Source organism: Microbacterium sp. NPDC089186, assembly GCF_040685115.1.
Taxonomy (GTDB): domain Bacteria; phylum Actinomycetota; class Actinomycetes; order Actinomycetales; family Microbacteriaceae; genus Microbacterium; species Microbacterium galbum.
The window spans coordinates 88,561-102,088 of sequence record NZ_JBFBHJ010000004.1 but is presented as its reverse complement, the minus strand read 5'-3'; the positions used below and the strand labels follow the sequence as shown (position 1 = coordinate 102,088).

The 13,528-nt window shown below is 70.9% G+C and carries 12 protein-coding genes; 9 read left to right on the top strand and 3 right to left on the bottom strand.

The features are described from left to right. Positions 1-12: 12 nt before the first annotated feature. Positions 13-1,965 carry a Stk1 family PASTA domain-containing Ser/Thr kinase gene (gene pknB / locus AB0N82_RS14315; RefSeq protein ID WP_363392431.1) on the bottom strand — a complete coding sequence of 651 codons (1,953 nt, stop codon included), beginning with the start codon at positions 1,963-1,965 and terminating at the stop codon, positions 13-15. Between the two features lie 54 nt (positions 1,966-2,019). After that, positions 2,020-3,042 (bottom strand): LysM peptidoglycan-binding domain-containing protein, encoded by a 1,023-nt coding sequence (locus tag AB0N82_RS14310; protein ID WP_363392429.1) that lies wholly within the window; start codon positions 3,040-3,042, stop codon positions 2,020-2,022. 147 nt (positions 3,043-3,189) lie between these two features. Between AB0N82_RS14310 and AB0N82_RS14305 the strand changes: the two genes are divergently transcribed. After that, a complete protein-coding gene (locus AB0N82_RS14305) occupies positions 3,190-3,534 on the top strand; it encodes an Rv2175c family DNA-binding protein (RefSeq protein WP_315992990.1) in 345 nt (114 codons plus the stop codon). A 112-nt stretch (positions 3,535-3,646) separates the two neighbouring features. Here the strand turns inward: AB0N82_RS14305 and AB0N82_RS14300 are convergent, their stop codons facing one another. After that, a complete protein-coding gene (locus AB0N82_RS14300; protein ID WP_363392427.1) occupies positions 3,647-4,726 on the bottom strand; it encodes a polyprenyl synthetase family protein in 1,080 nt (359 codons plus the stop codon). 64 nt (positions 4,727-4,790) lie between these two features. Here AB0N82_RS14300 and AB0N82_RS14295 point away from each other — a divergent pair, with 64 nt between their 5' ends. The 8 genes from AB0N82_RS14295 (at position 4,791) to murD (ending at position 13,520) form a co-directional block, all read left to right on the top strand. Continuing rightward, a complete protein-coding gene (locus tag AB0N82_RS14295) occupies positions 4,791-5,171 on the top strand; it encodes a DUF3040 domain-containing protein (RefSeq protein WP_315992988.1) in 381 nt (126 codons plus the stop codon). A gap of 345 nt (positions 5,172-5,516) precedes the next feature. Next, positions 5,517-5,948 carry a division/cell wall cluster transcriptional repressor MraZ gene (gene mraZ / locus AB0N82_RS14290; protein ID WP_056227713.1) on the top strand — a complete coding sequence of 144 codons (432 nt, stop codon included), beginning with the start codon at positions 5,517-5,519 and terminating at the stop codon, positions 5,946-5,948. 99 nt (positions 5,949-6,047) lie between these two features. Then, positions 6,048-7,001 carry a 16S rRNA (cytosine(1402)-N(4))-methyltransferase RsmH gene (gene rsmH, locus AB0N82_RS14285; protein WP_315992987.1) on the top strand — a complete coding sequence of 318 codons (954 nt, stop codon included), beginning with the start codon at positions 6,048-6,050 and terminating at the stop codon, positions 6,999-7,001. Beyond that, on the top strand, positions 6,998-7,615 hold the full coding sequence (locus tag AB0N82_RS14280; RefSeq protein ID WP_363392425.1) for a hypothetical protein: 618 nt from the start codon (positions 6,998-7,000) through the stop codon (positions 7,613-7,615). Before rsmH ends, AB0N82_RS14280 begins: the two co-directional genes overlap by 4 nt. A 5-nt stretch (positions 7,616-7,620) precedes the next feature. Then, entirely contained in the window at positions 7,621-9,423 is a 1,803-nt protein-coding gene (locus AB0N82_RS14275) for a penicillin-binding protein 2 (protein WP_315992985.1), read from the top strand. Between the two features lie 64 nt (positions 9,424-9,487). After that, positions 9,488-10,900, top strand: coding sequence for a UDP-N-acetylmuramoyl-tripeptide--D-alanyl-D-alanine ligase (murF, locus tag AB0N82_RS14270; RefSeq protein ID WP_363392422.1), 1,413 nt, complete (start codon positions 9,488-9,490; stop codon positions 10,898-10,900). After that, positions 10,897-12,003, top strand: coding sequence for a phospho-N-acetylmuramoyl-pentapeptide-transferase (mraY, locus tag AB0N82_RS14265; protein ID WP_315992983.1), 1,107 nt, complete (start codon positions 10,897-10,899; stop codon positions 12,001-12,003). Before murF ends, mraY begins: the two co-directional genes overlap by 4 nt. After that, positions 12,000-13,520: a UDP-N-acetylmuramoyl-L-alanine--D-glutamate ligase gene (murD, locus tag AB0N82_RS14260; protein WP_363392420.1), complete on the top strand. Its 1,521-nt coding sequence runs from the start codon at positions 12,000-12,002 to the stop codon at positions 13,518-13,520. The genes mraY and murD overlap by 4 nt, the downstream gene beginning before the upstream one ends. Positions 13,521-13,528 lie beyond the last annotated feature (8 nt).

The following is a 13,528-nucleotide window of genomic DNA, read 5'->3' as shown; positions in this document are numbered from 1 at the left end:
CGGGTGGTCGGCCTAGAGCGTCGGCGTCAGCGTGATCGTCGAGCCCTGCGGTGCGGTCGTCCCGGCCTTGGGGTTGGTCGCCCGCACCTTGTAGATGTCCCAGTACTTGAAGCCGAGGGGCAGGGTGCCGTCGTCGATGCCGGCGTTGACCTCGAACCCGAGCGCATCGAGTGCGGCGACCGCGTCACGGATGGACATACCGACGATGTTGCCGGGGATCTCGACGGGCCTGGGGCCGATCGACACGCGCAACGGCACGGTGTCGCCGGGGCGCCAGTTGCCGCCACCGTCGCGGTCGCCGATGCCGATCACGACCCCGGAGGCCACGCTGTTGCTGTACTCCTCCGAGACGGAGGTCGACAGTCCCACGCCGTCGAGGGAGCGCTCGGCGGCGGACTGCGTCTCGCCCGTGACGTCGGGGATCGGACCGAGCGAGACGACGAGCGTGGCGGCGTCCCCTTCGTAGACCGTGCAGCCGTCGGTGCACGCGAAGGCGTCGCCGCCAGAACGGGGGACGATCGACGCGCTCAGTACGGTGCCGTCCGCCGAGTCGGTGAATTCGCGCGCGGGGTCGTCGCCGACCCCGACGAAGGCGGCCTCGAAGACGGCGCGCACCTCGTCGGCGGTACGACCGCCGAGCGCGGGAATCTGATGGGTGGCGGGTCCGATGGAGACCAGCACGGTCACGACGGTGTTCTTGTCGAGCCGCTCGCCGGGGGCGGGGTCGGACCCGACGGTGGTTCCGGCCGGGATCTCGCGATCGTTCACGTCCTGCCGCTGCGCCTGCAACTGCTCCTGGACGAGGAGCGCCTGCGCCTCGTCGTAGCTGCGTCCCGAGACGTCGGGGACGCCGACCAGCGAGCCGGGGCCGGACCCGAAGTACCAGCCCGTGAGTCCGGCCCCGCCGGCCAGGAAAAGGACGAGGAGGAGGATCCAGACGCCGCGCGCGGTGCGGCGACGCGTGCGCGCGCGGAGGCGGGCGGCGTTGTCGGGCTCGTCGACCGTGGCCGACGGGACGGCTGCCGTCTGCGGAAGCACCTTGGTGAGTTCCCGCGACTCGGCGGGGGAGGCGGCGCCCGCCGTGCCGACCGAGACGGCCCGGGCGACCTGAGGGGCCAGGCCGAGGTCCTTCTCGATGGCGCGCAGGCGCTCGAGCATCGTCCCCGCATCGAGCGGACGGTCGTCGGGCTCGCGTTCGGTCGCCCACAGGACGAGTTCGTCGAGCTGCTCGGGCACCGCGGGGTTCTTCGCGCTCGGGCGCGGCACCGAGTCGGTGGCGTGCTGGTACGCGATCTGCATCGGCTGCTCGCCCTTGTACGGCTGCTCTCCGGCGAGCATCTCGTACAGCATGATGCCGAGCGAGTAGATGTCGCTGCGGGCATCGGCGGTGCCCCGCGTGACGAGTTCCGGAGCGAGGTACGCGATGGTCCCCATGAGCTGGGCGCCGCTGGCGGTGTTGGCCGTGGTCGCACGCGCGAGGCCGAAGTCGCCGATCTTGATGCGTCCGTCTTCGGCGAGGAGCACGTTCTCGGGCTTGACGTCGCGGTGGACGATGCCGGCGCGGTGAGCGGCCGCGAGCCCCGACAGGATGGCATCCATGATGGTCAGCGTCTGATCCACGGTGAGGCGACGGTGCTCGCGCAGGAGCTCGCGCAGCGTGATGCCGGGCAGGTACTCCATGACGAGGTAGGCCATCTCGCCGTCCTGGCCCTGGTCGAAGACGTTGACGACGTGCGGATCCGCCAGACGCGCAGCCGAGCGGGCCTCCTGGATGAACCGGCTCTGGAACACGGTGTCGTCGCTGAGGTGGCCGTGCATGACCTTCAGGGCGACCCGCCGCTCCAGACGCAGATCGGTCGCGACGTACACGGTTGCCATGCCGCCACGCGCGATACGCGCGCGCACCCGGTACCGGCCGTCGACGAGACGGCCGATCAGCGGGTCTGCCTGCTGACTCGTGCTCACACGACGAGTCTACGGACGGCCCCCTGTGAGCCCCGGGAGCGGCTCACCCCGACCTCATCCGAGAACGGCGAGCCAGACGGTCGCCGGCTGTTCCCATCGCGCGTAGCGATCGGGGTAGGCCGAGATCTGCACCGCCTGCGCGGCATCGGCGTACGCCAGGGACTCCCATCCCGGGATGTCGAGCAGGCCCCGCGTCGCCGTGCCGTTGGGGTCGCTCGCGCCGCCGTAGAACACCCGTGTCGAGCGCTCCCGGTCGAGGATCTGCTCGGCGGTGCCCCACCCGGTGCTGGGGCGCTGCTGGAAGAGACCGAGGGAGTCGCGGTCGCCCCAATCGAGGTTGCGCAGCCAGGACTCCTGCATCGCGGTGCCGAGGGCGATCAGGATGCCGCGGTCGGAGACCCCGAGTTCCCGTCCGACGCGGATGATGAGGCGCGCGTTCTCGCTCTGCTCGGCGTCCAGCTCCGCAGCGGCCACGGGGCCGACGGAGGCCGGGGCCGGGGTGGGGGCCGGAGCCGCGGCCGGAGCGGCCGCGGCGGAGGGGACCTGCAGCACGTCGCCCGGGTAGATGATCGACGCGCGGGTGAGGCCGTTCGCCGAGAGGACGGCGTCGACCGACACGCCGCCCGCGCGGGCGATGGCCGACACGGTGTCGCCGGGGCGCACCTCGTGCGTCGTCACGGCCGGTGCCGCGGGCGGGGCCGGCGCGGCCGGGGCAGGTACGGCGGTGAGGGCGAGCACCTGGCCGGGGCGGATCATCGCGTCGGCGCCGAGGCCGTTCACCGAACTCACCGCGGCGGGGTCGAGACCGTGCGCCCGGGCGATCGCCCACACGGTGTCGCCGGGCTGGACCGTGTACGTCGACGCGCTGACCGCGGCGGCGAGCGGAACGATCGGTCCGACGACGCGCGGCGCGGGAGGGGCGACGGTGAGCGCCGGAGAGGGAGGAGCGGCGTGCGCCGCGTTCTCTCCCGTCAGGGTGAGGGCGATGGTCCCGGCGACGGCGGCGGGCCACACCGCGGCGGTGGGCCAGGCGCTCGTGCGTCGAGCGGGCAGGGAGGACAGCGTGAGTCGTCGCATGGTGGGGGATCCGTTCTTCCGACTGCCCGCCACGGTGACACGGGCTGTGACGGATGTCAACGCGCGTGGTGCGTGTGACAGATGTGAAACCGGCAGCGTGACGCCCCACCGAGCGGGTTCCACCGCGCGGGATGAGATCATGGCAAGGTGACCGACACCTCCCGTTACCCGACCGACTGGCTGACGATCCCCGATCTGGTGGAACTCCTCGACGAGTCCCTGGGGCGCGTGCGCCGGCTCTTCGACGAGGACTACCTCGTGGGCTCGCGCCGCGACGGCGTGTTCAAGGTCCCCGCGGTGTTCATCGCCGAGGGGCGTCCGCTGCCGGCTCTGCGCGGCACGATCATCGTCCTCCACGACGCGGGCTTCGACCCCGACGAGACCATCGACTGGCTCCTCACCCCCGAGGAGACCATCGGAATGGCACCCATCGAGGCGCTCCTGGCCGGTCGCAAGAGCGAGGTGCGGCGGGTCGCCGCGACCCTCGCCTGATCGCCTCCGGGCGCGCGCTGAGCCCGCCGGCGGGTTCGCACCGCCCCGTCGAGTCGTGCGTCCTCGCGCCGCCCCGTCGAGCCGTGCGTCCTCGCGCGGTCCGTGCCCCGGCTCAGGCCGTGCGGTGGGTGGCGGCCGTCGCGAGCGCGCGCAGTTCCACGACCGCCTCGGTGCCCAGCGGCGCGTCGGCGAGGGCGTCATCCGCTCGTCTGGCGTAGTCGGCGATGAGCTCCTCGGTGCGCGCGAGTGCGCCGGTGTCGACGATGGTGCGCTGCAGGATGCGAACCTGCTCGGCATCCAGGGCGGAATCCCCGAGCAGTGCATCGACGTCTCGACGGTCCTCGGCCGAGAGGCGTTCGCGGGCGTAGGCGACCAGGACCGTGCGCTTGCCCTCGCGCAGGTCGTCGCCGACCGGCTTGCCGGTCTCGGCGGTGTCACCGAACACTCCGAGCACGTCGTCGCGCAGCTGGAAGGCCATCCCCACGTCGTGGCCGAAACGGCCCAGTGCGCTCAGCTGCGCCTCGTCGGCACCCGCGAGGGCCGCGCCGATCTGCAGGGGTTGCTGGATGCTGTACCGCGCCGACTTGTACGAGGCGACCCGCAGCGCGCGGTCGGCGTGGGTGTCGTCGGGGTAGACGGTGTAGGCGGATTCTTCGGCCACGTCGAGGAACTGGCCGATCGTGACGTCGCGACGCATGTGCGCGTAGGCGCGTCGGGTCGCCGCGGCGGTCGGGGCGGCGGCGAGGCCCTCTTCGAGCAGGTCGTCGCTCCACGCGACGAGCAGGTCACCCAGCAGGATCGCGCCGGACCGACCGAAGGCGTCGGAGTCGCCCGTCCACCCGGCTTCGCGGTGGCTGTTCTGCAGGGCGCGGTGCGCGGCCGGCTGCCCGCGGCGCGTGTCGGAGTTGTCCACCAGGTCGTCGTGCACGAGGGCGGCGGCGTGGAAGATCTCGAGCGCCGTCGCCACCGCGAGCGCGGCGGCGTCGAAGCGTCGCTCGCCGCCCGCGACGGAGTGCCATCCGGTCAGGCAGAACCGTGCCCGCAGCCGCTTGCCGCCCCGCAGCGCCGACGCCCCGGAACGGGTGAGCGTCTCGGCCTCCGGACCCAGGGCGGAGGCGTACGATAGCTGTTCGGAGAGGAACTTGTCGAGTCGCTGGGAAACAGCTTCGATCGGTTCCAGGGAGGTCGTCACGGGCCTAGCCTAGTGATCCACGCCGCACGTAGAATCGTTCGCACCACACCATAGAGGGGGATGCATGCCACTCTCCGAACAGGAGCAGCGCCTGCTTGATGAGATGGAGCGCCATCTCATGAGTAACGACACAGATGTCGTCTCCGCTCCCAGTCGCGCCCTCAGCTACCGCAACATCGTCCTCGGCTCGATCCTTGTGCTCGCCGGCCTCGGCGCCCTCGTGGTGGGTGTGTCGATCGGCTTCAACACGGGCTTCCTCGGCATCGCGGTCGGCGTCCTCGGCTTCCTCCTGATGGTGGGCGGTGTCGTCTTCGCCGTCACTCCGACGCGAGGCTCCGCCCCCCTCTCGAAGTCGGCGCCCAGGGCCCGCGCCCCTCGTGCCGCGGGATCGTCGTTCATGGATCGCATGAACGACCGGTGGGACCGCCGTCGCGAAGGCCCCTAAACTTCTGCACCGTTTGTAAAAGCACCGGCTCCTCGGAGCCGGTGCTTTTTCGTGCGCCCGGCACCACCCGACCCTGTTCCGCAGCCCCGCCGAACGGAGGCCCCCGGACGCCGCGCGTCCGTCGCGATGGAGGCGGCGGAATCCCTCCCTTCTCCTCCACCGTGGGCCGCGCGCGCGGGGTCTTCCGCGGAAAGACGCGGCATCGGCCCGGGTCGTGGAGCGCGGTGCACACAGTACACAAGGGAGCCCTCGCCCAGAAGACCCCTCTTTTCGATAGCGAAGTGGAGGACGGTGGAGTAAAGTGGGGGAAACTTCGCAGGCCGGACGAAGGGGGTGGACGCCCGAATGCTGCTCGGCACGCACACTCCCAAGCTCGACGACAAGGGGCGCGTCATCCTGCCCGCGAAGTTCCGTGACGATCTCGGGGCCGGAGTGGTGATCACCCGGGGGCAGGACCGCTGCCTCTACGTGTTCAGCACCGAGGAGTTCGAGCGCGTGCACGAGCGGATCCGCGAGGCGCCGCTCAGCAACAAGCAGGCCCGCGACTTCCTGCGCATGTTCCTCTCGGGGGCCAGCGCCGAGAAGCCCGACAGCCAGAACCGCATCACCGTCCCCCCGGCGCTGCGTACCTACGCCGGGCTCGGGCGCGAGCTCGTCGTCACGGGTGTCGGAGCGCACGCGGAGATCTGGGACGCGGAGGCGTGGAACTCCTACGCCGAGAGCAACGAAGAGACGTACGCCGAGATGGAGCAGGAGGTGATCCCGGGACTGTTCTGACCCTCCGGCTGTGATGCCCAGCCGCACGCCCTGTCACACTTCCCCGGTGCCAGGTCGATGCGGGTGGGGATCAGAGCCGAAGGATCGGCCCCGATCATCATGGACATCCGCGACATCCACACCCCCGTCCTCCTCGAGCGCTGCGCCGAGCTGCTCGGTCCCGCCCTGCAGAAGCCCGGCTCCGTCTTCGTCGACGGAACGCTCGGCATGGGCGGGCACTCCGAGGCGTTCCTCGACCGCTTCCCGAACGCACGCCTGATCGGCCTCGACCGCGACACCGACGCCCTGCGCATCGCGGGGGAGCGGCTCGCGCGCTTCGGCGACCGCGTCACCCTCGTGCACACGGTGTACGACGGGATCGCCGAGGCCGTGGCCTCCGCCGGCGTCGAGAAGGTGGACGGCATCCTGTTCGACCTCGGGGTGTCGTCGCTGCAGCTCGACGTGGCCGATCGCGGCTTCGCCTACGCGCAGGACGCACCGCTCGACATGCGCATGGACCAGACCCAGGGCGTCACCGCGGCCGAGGTGCTCGCCAGCTACGGCGAGGGCGATCTGCGCCGCATCTTCGAGCGCTACGGCGAGGAGAAGCTCGCCGGACGCTACGCGCGGGCGATCATCGCGGCGCGCGCCGTCGCCCCGCTCGAGCGCTCCGGCCAGCTCGTCGACGTGCTGCAGGCGGCGACCCCCGCGGCCGTTCTGCGCGAGCGCCACCCCGCGAAGCGCGTCTTCCAGGCGCTGCGCATCGAGGTCAACGCCGAACTCGCCGTGCTCGAGCGCACGATCCCGGCCGCCCTGAGCGTGCTGGGGGTCGGCGGGCGCATCGTCGTGCTGTCGTACCAGTCGCTCGAGGACCGGCTCGTGAAGCGCGTCTTCGCCGACGCCTCGACCTCGACCGCCCCGCGTGGCCTGCCCGTGGAGCTGCCCGAGCATGCCCCGAAGTTCCGGCTGCTCGTCCGCGGCGCCGAGCTCGCCGGCGACGCCGAGCGCGTAGCCAACCCCCGTGCCACCCCCGTGCGCCTGCGCGCGGCCGAGAGGATCCAGGAGGACGCATGAGCGCATCCCCGGCCATCGACCCCCGGGCCGCCTATCCGGACTTTCCGACGCCCGTCCGTGAGAGGCGACTCGCCGTCGTCCCCGCGACGGCCCGTCGGCGCGCGCCCCGCCGCCTGTTCGGCGTCATCGCGGTGACCGGCGCCCTGGTCATCGTGCTCGTGCAGATGGGACTCGGCATCCTCACCACGCAGAGTTCGTTCGAGATCGCCGCCCTCACGCAGCAGCAGCGCGACCTGACGTACCAGAAGCAGATCCTGAACGACGAGAGCGCCGGACTCAGCTCGCCCCAGTACCTCGCGGCCAACGCGGCGGCGCTCGGCATGGTCATCGACGAATCGCCCACCTACCTGCGGCTGAGCGACGGTGCCGTCATCGGCTCGGGCAAGCCGGCCGACTCGACCTCCTCGGTGGATGCCATGGGCCGCGGCTCCGTGCGCAACGCCCTGATCGCCGGGGTGCCGCTGGTCACCGACCCCTCGGCGGCGACGACCGAGACCGGCTCCGCGGCGACGCCCGCGACCGCCTCCTCCTCCTCGGGCGCGGCGACCACGACGACCGAATCGGCGACACCCCCGTCGATCAGCGACGGTCTGCCGACTCCCGCGACACGATGAAAGCCATGACGACCACCACCTCCCGGTCCCCGCGGCGTCGGACCGTCGTCGCCCTTTCGATCGTGCTGATCGTGCTCGTCGCCTTCGTCGTGCGCCTCGTCGACATCCAGGTCGTCAACGCCCGGACGCACGTGAGCGACTCCCTCGCGATGGGACTGGAGAACTCGCGCGTCGAGTACGCCTCCCGCGGGTCGATCGTCGACGAGAACGGCGTCGTGCTCGCCTCCGCGGTCAACCGCTACGACGTGCAGGTCGACCCGATGCTCGCCGCGAAGGGCATCACCACCGTCGACGCGGGAAGCGACGACGACTCGGGGACCACCACCGGCTGGCCCGAGCTCGCCGCGCAGATCGCGGCCGTCACCGGACAGGATGCCGCCGAGGTCGAGAAGATCGTCACGGATGCCGTGGCCGAGAACCCCGACTCCCGCTACGCGATGATCGCGAAGAACGTCTCGACCGAGCAGTACCGCGCCCTCGCGGATCTCAAGCTGCCGTTCCTGAGCTTCCCCCCGCAGTCGGGGCGCGTCTACCCGGACGGTGCCGTGGGCGGGAATCTCCTGGGCTTCGTCGGCAGTGACGGACAACCGCTCGCCGGTCTGGAGAACGCCGACAACGCCTGCCTCGCCTCCACCGACGGCAAGGTCGTCTTCCAGCAGAGCCGCGACGGCGTCGTGCTGCCCGGTACCGAGGTCGTCACCCAGCCCGCCGTGGACGGCGGCACCCTGAAGCTCACGATCGACCGCGACCTGCAGTGGTACCTCGGCCAGCTCATCGCGGAGCAGGTGCAGAACACCGGATCGCTGCGGGGGACGATCACCGTCGTCGAAGCGAAGACGGGCAAGATCCGCGCCCTCGCCGAGTACCCCTCGGTCGATCCCAACGACCCGACCGCGACCCCCGCGGACGACCGGGGGAGCCGTGCGTTCTCGAGCCCGTTCGAGCCGGGGTCGACGTTCAAGGCGCTCACCACGGCGATCGGCCTGGACAGCGGCTCGTACACTCCGGAGACCACCGTCACCGCTTCCTCGCGCGAGGTGCTGGGCGGCGACGCCCGCGTGTCCGACGCCTTCTCGCACGGCGCGAACACCTACACGCCGACGGGGGTGCTGATCGACTCCTCGAACGTCGGCATCTCGAAGTTCGCCGAGATGATCCCGAAGCAGACGCGCTACGACTACCTGCAGAAGTTCGGTATGGGCTCGCTCAGCGCGATCGACTTCCCCGGCGAGTCGGCCGGCATCCTGCACCCGGTCGGGGACTGGGACACGCAGACCTTCTACAACACCGCCTTCGGTCAGGGTCTGTCGGTGACCGTTCCGCAGCTCGTCGGGGCGTACCAGACCATCGCGAACGGCGGCGTGAAGATCCCGCTCTCGCTGGTGGAGGGCTGCACCGCGGCCGACGGCTCCGTCACCGACACCCCCTCCACCGAGGGGACGCAGGTCATCTCCACCGCGACGGCGAAGGAGGTCGGGCTCATGCTGGAGAACGTCGCCACCCAGGGAGAGCTGGCGAGCAAGATCGCCATCCCGGGGTATCGCCTCGCGATCAAGACCGGAACCGGCGAGAAGGTCGACGAGAACACCGGTGCCTACAAGCCCGATGCGTACTTCACCACGATGATCGGTTTCGCCCCCGCCGACGACCCGCAGTACGTCGTCGCGGTCAACCTCGACGAACCGCGGACGGTAAAATCGTCCGCGGCCACCGCCCCCGCGTTCCAGAAGGCGATGACGCAGGTTCTCAAGACCTACCGCGTCATCCCGTCGGGAACCACGACCCCCGAACTGCCCAAGTTCGGCTGAGACACCGCCGACGCCGGTCTCGTCTCGGTAACGAATGCGACACGGAAAGGGCGTCCGCACAGCAATGATCTCCACCAGCCTCTCCCACCTCGCCGGCGTGCTCGGCGGGCGCCTCGTGCTCCGCCGCGACGACACCCCCGACACGACCGTCTCCGGTCCGGTCGACACCGATTCGCGCCTCATCGAGCCCGGCGGGATCTTCGTCGCCAAGCCCGGGGAGACGACCGACGGGCACCTCTTCGTCGGCACGGCGATCGAGAGGGGCGCCGCTCTGGCGATCGTGGAACGCGAGCTCGCCGAGGAGGTGAGCCAGGTCGTCGTCGACGACGTCATCGAGGCCCTCGCCGCCCTCGCGCGCGACAACGTCGCCCGGGTCCGCGCCGCCGGCGCTCTGAAGATCGTGGGCATCACCGGATCGAACGGCAAGACGACGACCAAGAACATGCTCGCGCGCATCCTCGAGGACGAGGGCCCCACCGTCGCCCCGCGTGCGTCGTTCAACAACGAGGTCGGCGCTCCGCTGACGATGCTGCGCGTCGAGGACGACACCCGTTTCCTCGTCAGCGAGTTCGGCGCGAGCGCCCCCGGTGCGATCGCGCGGCTCGCGGGCCTGGTGACCCCCGACATCGGCGTCGTCCTCATGGTCGGCATGGCCCACGCGGGCGGGTTCGGCGGCATCGAGTCGACGTTCCACGCCAAGAGCGAGCTCGTGACGGCCACCCGGGAGGGCGGGCTCGCCGTGCTCAACGCCGACGACCCGCGCGTCGCGGCGATGGAGCCGATCGCGCGCGAGCGCGGGCAGGACGTCCGGTGGTTCGGCCGCGGCGAGCGGGCCGTCGTGCGCGCCCTCGACGTCGAGGTCACGGCATCGGGGACCCGGGCCGATCTCGTGGTCGACGGACAGGCGCACACCCTCACCCTGCGGGTGCTCGGCGAGCACCACGTCATGAACGCCCTCGCCGCGATCGCCGCCGCCACCGCCCTGGGCGTCTCGGCGGCCGACGCGATCGCGCGCGTGGAGACGCTCGAGATCGCGGAGCGCTGGCGCATGCAGCCGATGGGCTCCGACCGGGTGCGCATCATCAACGACGCCTACAACGCCAGCCCCGACTCGATGTCCGCGGCGCTGCGCACCCTCGCGCAGATCACCGGTCCCGACGAACGCACCGTCGCCGTCCTCGGCGCGATGAGCGAGCTGGGGGAGTACGCCGACGAGGAGCACGACCGGGTCGGTCTGCTCGCCGTGCGCCTGCGCATCCAGCGGATCGTCGTCATCGGTCCCGAGGCGCGCCGCATGTACCTCGAGGCGATCGCGCAGGGGTCGTGGGACGGCGAGGCCGTCTTCTTCTCCGACGCCGACGCCGCGTACGACTACCTCTCGACCGAGCTGCGCGACGGCGACCGCGTCCTGGTGAAGTCGTCCAACTCGGCGGGGCTGCGCCACCTCGGCGATCGACTCGGGGAGCTGTTCGCGTGAGATCACTTCTGACGTCGGCGGCGATCTCGCTCGCCTTCACCCTCTTCCTCACCCCGGTGTTCCTGCGGTGGTTCCGCAAGTGGGGCTGGGGCCAGGTCATCCGCACGCCCGAGAACGTGCACAACCCCTCGCACGGCGCCAAACGCGGCACGCCCACCATGGGTGGCACGATCTTCATCTCCGGCACGATCGTGGGCTACTTCATCGGCTCCTACGCCGGCAACAACCCGCCCACCGTCTCCGGGCTTCTCGTGCTGTGGCTCATGCTCGGCTTCGGTGTCGTGGGCTTCATCGACGACTACATGAAGGTGCGCCACCAGAACAGCCTCGGCCTGTCGGGGTGGCGCAAGATCCTCGGCCAGGTGCTGGTCGTGGTGCCCTTCGCGATCGTCGCGCTGAACTTCCCGAACACGTTCGGTCAGACGGCCGCGTCGGAGTACATCTCCGTCTTCCGCGACATCCAGGTGCTCTCGCTGTTCGCGCTGGGCCCGGTCCTCGGCTGGCTGCTCTACCTCGCGTGGATCTCGCTCATCGGCACCGCGGCATCCAACTCGGTCAACGTCGCCGATGGACTCGACGGCCTCGCCGCGGGCTCGGGCATCTTCGTCGTCGGCGCGTACAGCCTCATGGCCTTCTGGCAGAACAAGCAGATGTGCGCCGACGTCCTCGATCCGACCGTGCAGGCCGGATGCTACGCCGTGCGCGACCCGTTCGACCTCGCCATCGTGTCGGCCTCCTTCGTGGGGGCGCTCGTCGGATTCCTGTGGTGGAACGCCCCGAAGGCCAAGGTCTTCATGGGCGACTGCGGGTCGATGGCCATCGGCGGCGTCATCGCGGCGCTGGCGATCTTCACCCGCACCGAGCTGCTGCTCGTGCTCATCGCGGGCGTCTACGTGATCGCGTCGGGCTCGGTGATCCTCCAGCGGGCCTACTTCAAGATCACCAAGGGCAAGAGGCTCTTCCTCATGAGCCCCTTGCACCATCACCTCGAGATGCGGGGGTGGCCCGAGGTCACCATCGTCGTGCGCATGTGGATCATCGCGGGCCTGCTCGCCGTCTCGGGCATCGGATTCTTCTACGTCGAATGGCTCGCACGCGTATGACCGACCTCTCCTCCCTCACCAGCTGGCACGCCGACTGGAAGGGCCTGCGCGTTGCCGTGCTGGGCCTGTCGGTGACGGGGTTCTCCGTCGCCGACACCCTCTCCGAGTTGGGCGCCGAGGTGCTCGTGGTGACCGAACGGGCGGATGCCGAGTACGGTCGCCTCCTGCCGGTCCTGGGCGTGCGCCTGCACGAGGGGCCGCTCGACGCGGTCCCGGCCGAGCTGAGCGCCTTCGCGCCCGAGGTGGTCATCGCCTCCCCGGGCTTCCCGCCGCACCACCCCCTGATCCGCTGGACGCAGGAACAGGGCATCGCCCTGTGGGGCGACGTGGAGCTGGCGTGGCGCGTGCGCGACAAGGTCGTCCGAGCCGACGGGCGGCCGGCCGACTGGGTGCTCATCACCGGCACGAACGGAAAGACCACCACCACGCGGCTGACCGCCGAGATGCTGGTCACGGCGGGTCTGCGCGCAGCTCCGGTGGGCAACATCGGCACCCCGGTGCTCGATGCCGTGCGCGATCCGGGCGGCTTCGACGCGCTCGTGGTCGAGCTCTCCAGCCACCAGCTCTGGTACCTCAACCTCCAGGCCGGCCCCGATGCGCTCTCGCCCCACGCGGCGGTGTGCCTCAATCTCGCCGACGACCATCTCGAATGGCACGGCGGCGCCGACGCGTACCGCGACGCCAAGGCCGGCGTCTACGCGCGCACCCGCGTGGCCTGCGTGTACAACAAGGCCGACCTCGCCACCCGCGGCATGGTCGAAGACGCCGAAGTGGTCGAGGGCGCCCGTGCGATCGGCTTCGACCTCGGCGTGCCGGGACCGAGCGATCTCGGGGTCGTCGACGGCATCCTGGTGGACCGGGCCTTCCTCGAAGAGCGCGCGACCTCGGCCCTCGAGCTCACGACCGTCACCGACCTGGCGGCTCGGGGACTCGCGGCACCGCACATGGTCGCCAACATCCTCGCGGCATCCGCCCTGGCCCGATCCCTCGGCGTCACCCCGGCGCACATCTTCGACACCCTCGAACGCTTCCGCCTCGACCCGCATCGCATCCAGGTTGTCGGCGCACACGCCGGCGTGACGTGGGTCGACGACTCCAAGGCGACCAACCCGCACGCGGCGGCGTCGTCGCTGGCCGCCTATCCCGGCGCCGTGTGGGTCGTCGGCGGGCTCCTGAAGGGCGTCGACCTGTCCGATCTCGTGCGCGCGCGCGGAGCCTCCGTGCGCGCCGTGATCGTGATCGGCACCGAGCGCGGCGACATCGTCGCGGCGTTCGCGCGACACGCCCCCGCGGTGCCGCTGTTCGAGGTCGACCACGCCGAGACTGAAGACGTCATGGCGCAGGTCGTCGAACTGGCGGCGGGTGTGGCCCGGGACGGAGACACGGTTCTCCTGGCTCCCGCGGCGGCATCCTTCGACCAATTCGCGTCCTACTCCGACCGCGGCGACCGGTTCGCCGACGCGGTGCGGGCGTGGATCGCCGGCCACGACGACGGAGCATCTCGACCGACCGACTGAGGGGACCA